Origin of the sequence: Microvirga soli (assembly GCF_016734765.1) — a bacterium.
GTDB classification, from domain to species: domain Bacteria; phylum Pseudomonadota; class Alphaproteobacteria; order Rhizobiales; family Beijerinckiaceae; genus Microvirga; species Microvirga soli.
Map to the genome: position 1 here is coordinate 1 of NZ_JAERQE010000122.1, position 3332 is coordinate 3332.

At 60.1% G+C, this 3332-nt stretch carries 3 protein-coding genes; 2 read left to right on the plus strand and 1 reads right to left on the minus strand.

Annotated elements, in window-relative coordinates; genetic code table 11:
* Window positions 1-148 precede the first annotated feature (148 nt).
* Window positions 149-406 (plus strand): WGR domain-containing protein, encoded by a 258-nt coding sequence (locus tag JKL45_RS29405; protein WP_201865295.1) that lies wholly within the window; start codon window positions 149-151, stop codon window positions 404-406.
* A gap of 259 nt (window positions 407-665) precedes the next feature.
* Window positions 666-1400 carry an outer membrane protein gene (locus tag JKL45_RS29410; RefSeq protein WP_201865296.1) on the plus strand — a complete coding sequence of 245 codons (735 nt, stop codon included), beginning with the start codon at window positions 666-668 and terminating at the stop codon, window positions 1398-1400.
* Between the two features lie 752 nt (window positions 1401-2152).
* Here the strand turns inward: JKL45_RS29410 and JKL45_RS29415 are convergent.
* Window positions 2153-2428, minus strand: coding sequence for a hypothetical protein (locus JKL45_RS29415; RefSeq protein ID WP_201865297.1), 276 nt, complete (start codon window positions 2426-2428; stop codon window positions 2153-2155).
* Between the last annotated feature and the right edge of the window lie 904 nt (window positions 2429-3332).

The following is a 3332-nucleotide window of genomic DNA, read 5'->3' on the forward strand; positions in this document are numbered from 1 at the left end:
TACCGCGGAGAGAACCCTGGACCCGGCAAGGATGTGCATAGAGAGCTTGACCCCAAACCCGGAATTAGAGAACAGCCAGGGTCAGGCACTGACGATCCCATGCCTTTCAGGCACTACCTCTTGACACGTCCAGAGCAGTACCCGCGCCGTGCATGACGACCTCCGGTCCCCAATCAAGCATCACTTGGTCCTGCATCGGATCGACCCGGAGCAGGGCATCCGGCGCTTTTACTCCCTCATGATCGAGCGCGATCTATTCGGGACCATCCGCCTGGTGCGCAATTGGGGCCGGATCGGAACGAACGGGCAGGAACTGGTGGAGGTGTTCGCCAGCGAGATCGAGGCGGGCCTAGCGTTGGAGGCTATCGCCCAGGCGAAGCGGCGGCGAGGGTATCAGGATGTGTAACACCGACGAAAAAACCCTGCCCGTTGCGGGCAGGGTTAGTTCTCCTCGCCTTCGGAGCCTTCCGAAAACAGAACCAGTAGGGCACACGGCACCTGCTGTGTCAAATCCACGAAGTGTTAACGTCTCGGTAAGCATAGTTGCAGCCTGGGCCTCATCAAACAGGCTCTAAACCGGAGTGGTGTTGTATCTTTGTCATAGCCTTTCTTTCCCGCCTCTCCATAAACTGCTTCACGATTTCTTCGCCTAAAGGATTCTCCTCATGAAAAACCGTCTTCTCGGTCTGCTGGCCGCCACGGCCCTCGTCACCGCCGGCATCTCCGCTGCTTCTGCTGCTGATCTTCCGATGCGCGCTGCTCCTCCGGCTCCGGTGTACGCTCCTGTTCCGCTCTTCACCTGGACCGGCTTCTACGTCGGTGCTCAGGTCGGCTATGGCTGGAATGCCAACGACAACGACATCGTTCTCCCGGGCGGCTTCGTGGTGCAGAGCGGCGACTTTGGTGACAACGGCGACGGCTTCCTGGCCGGTGTCCATGCTGGTTACAACTACCAGGTCGGCTCGTTCGTGCTCGGCGTTGAAGGCGATGTCGAAGGCGTGTTCGGCGACGACGATGATGACTTGGTCATCGTTGGCCCCGGTGGCGGCGTGTTCACGAACTACGGCTTCGCTGGCAACGCACTCGACTGGCAGGGCTCGATCCGCGCTCGCGCCGGTTTCGCTTTTGACCGCGCTTTGATCTACGCGACCGGTGGTTTCGCGTTCGCTGGTGTCTCGGATGGTTTCGGCATCCTTGGCAACGACGACACGCTGACCGGTTGGACGCTGGGTGCTGGTATCGAATATGCCTTCACCAACAACCTGACCACCCGTCTGGAATACCGTTACACCAACTTTGATGGTGGTGATAACTTCTTCAACAATGTCGCGCTCGGCAGCAACGACATTGAGTTCCACACGGTTCGTGCTGGCATCAGCTACAAGTTCAGCACCTACTAAGACCCGTCTTCCACAGAGACGGACAAGGCCCGGGCAAACTCCCGGGCCTTTTGCGTTTCAAGTGGTGACAAATAAGAAACGACGCAAGCCAAGCCCGGGCTGCACTGATATCGGGATCTGTGACGGGTTATTCACCGTAGCCGTTCTAAGAATATGGGCACCGGGCGCGGCGCGTATCAGCCCGATCCAATGCGGAGCCGCCCCTCCGCTGACGCCCTGGCCGAGGGTCCAACGACTCCCCTCGGCTAGGGCATTTTTATGTAGCCGTAGCGGACGTCTGAGCAGTCTCTGATCGAGCCAAGCCTCACACCAGCATCCGTTCCTAAGAGAGTCCGGTCGAAGCGCCGTGCCTTTGCGCCCTGCAAGGCTCCGCGAGCGCCAAGGCTCCTCACTTCAGGCCGCTGGACGCAGCGGCCTTTTCTTTGCCTCGAGCACGTGAACACCCGCGGCGGCTCCGTTGACGCCGCTCGACACCAGGCGCACGATCAAGGCCTGTGATGGTCGAGCACGGCGCTTGGACTCCCGAAGCTGCCCGTCGCTCCCCACGGGCAAGGCCTCGGGACTCTTCCCTCCCCGAGGCCTTCGCCATATTCGGCGGCTATTTCGTATAATCAGCCAGTATGGAACGGTTTGGGATGCGTACCGCCTAGTTCCTTTATGGAACTTGCCTGCCGCAGGTGACGAACGTGGCGAAAGCGCCAAGAACCCGCTAACGGGGTCTCATATTTTCCGGTTTGCGTCGTGTGAGCCGCTTAGTGGTGGACTGTCCGCTTTTTCGTCTTGTTAACGCGCTGCCGTTGGACCGTTCCTGTGTTTTGAGGAATGCCGAGCACGCCCTTCACGCCACCGGCGACACCTCCCGCAACCCCGCCGACCGCCCCACCCACGGCTCCGCCAACAGGACCAGCGGCCCGATTGCCAACCGCTGCCCCTTGCTCAGCCCCACGCACAATTCCTTGCGCTTGAACTGTCGCCGGCATGGCAAGTGCGGCAAAGCCGAGAGCGGCGATTAGAACATATTGTTTCATGAGGTTGCTCCTTCGAAGACTGTCTTCGAAATCAAACCTTATGGGCAGTGGAGGTTCCCCGCCGTGCGCAGGGGTTTCTCGGCGTGTTGGAGTGTTGGCTTGTGGGTCAGGGAAGAGGTGACGCAGTTCAAATGGGCATAAGCAAACGAAAGGCCTCCCCGCCGCCATTGCCAGTGGGTGAGGAGGCCTCCTAGTCCATGAAGAAGGCAGGGGGCGTGACAGCCTTCGCGGCGAACAACTGGTCAAGGCGAAAACGGTTCAGCATGGCCATAGAAAAAGCCCCTCGTGAAGGGAGAGCACGAGGGGCTCGGAAGGGGCGAAAGCCAGGGGGCAACTATTAGCCTTCGTACCGGGTCAATGCGACCTGCTGCGCTTCGTTCCCGACGAGATGGCCGTATGGTTTCCAAAAGCTTAAGGGAGACCGTAGACTGAGCCCTCCCCGCCTGGTCCCGACCACCAGTCAGGAACCGCCGCATCTCCAGGCCAACAAAGCATAGCCAACTCTGCGGCGTCCTAGCATCAGGATCGTTCGCCTATCCCGGCGGAAGGAAGTCTGACCAGGAAGCTTTTTCGTGGAGAGGGAGAGGCCGGAGACGGCACCGTGACCAGCCTCTCCCCGCCTAGTCGGGATTGATGCAGACCAACCATCCTACCAGGCGCAACGACCATAGCCGGCTTTGGGGGCAAGGGCCGTGGATCTCTCGCCCTACTCCCAGCGAGCTAACGGATAATCCGTCCGTTGCGATCAAGACCAGGAGAGCTTCTGGACGAACCGTAGGAGACGGGCATCGCGGACGGTCCTCTGCGGCCCTCCCTGTGGCTTTGGCGCCTAACATTACAGTTGCGCCCTCCGCTTTCGATGTGAGGTTTGTGCCATCGCCTGATGCGCGCGTCGCCAGGCGGA

Coding starts and splice junctions, on each gene's coding strand:
- JKL45_RS29410 (WP_201865296.1), top strand. CDS start 666: ATGAAAAACCGTCTTCTCGGTCTGCTGGCCGCCACGGCCCTCGTCACC.
- JKL45_RS29415 (WP_201865297.1), bottom strand. CDS start 2,428: ATGAAACAATATGTTCTAATCGCCGCTCTCGGCTTTGCCGCACTTGCC.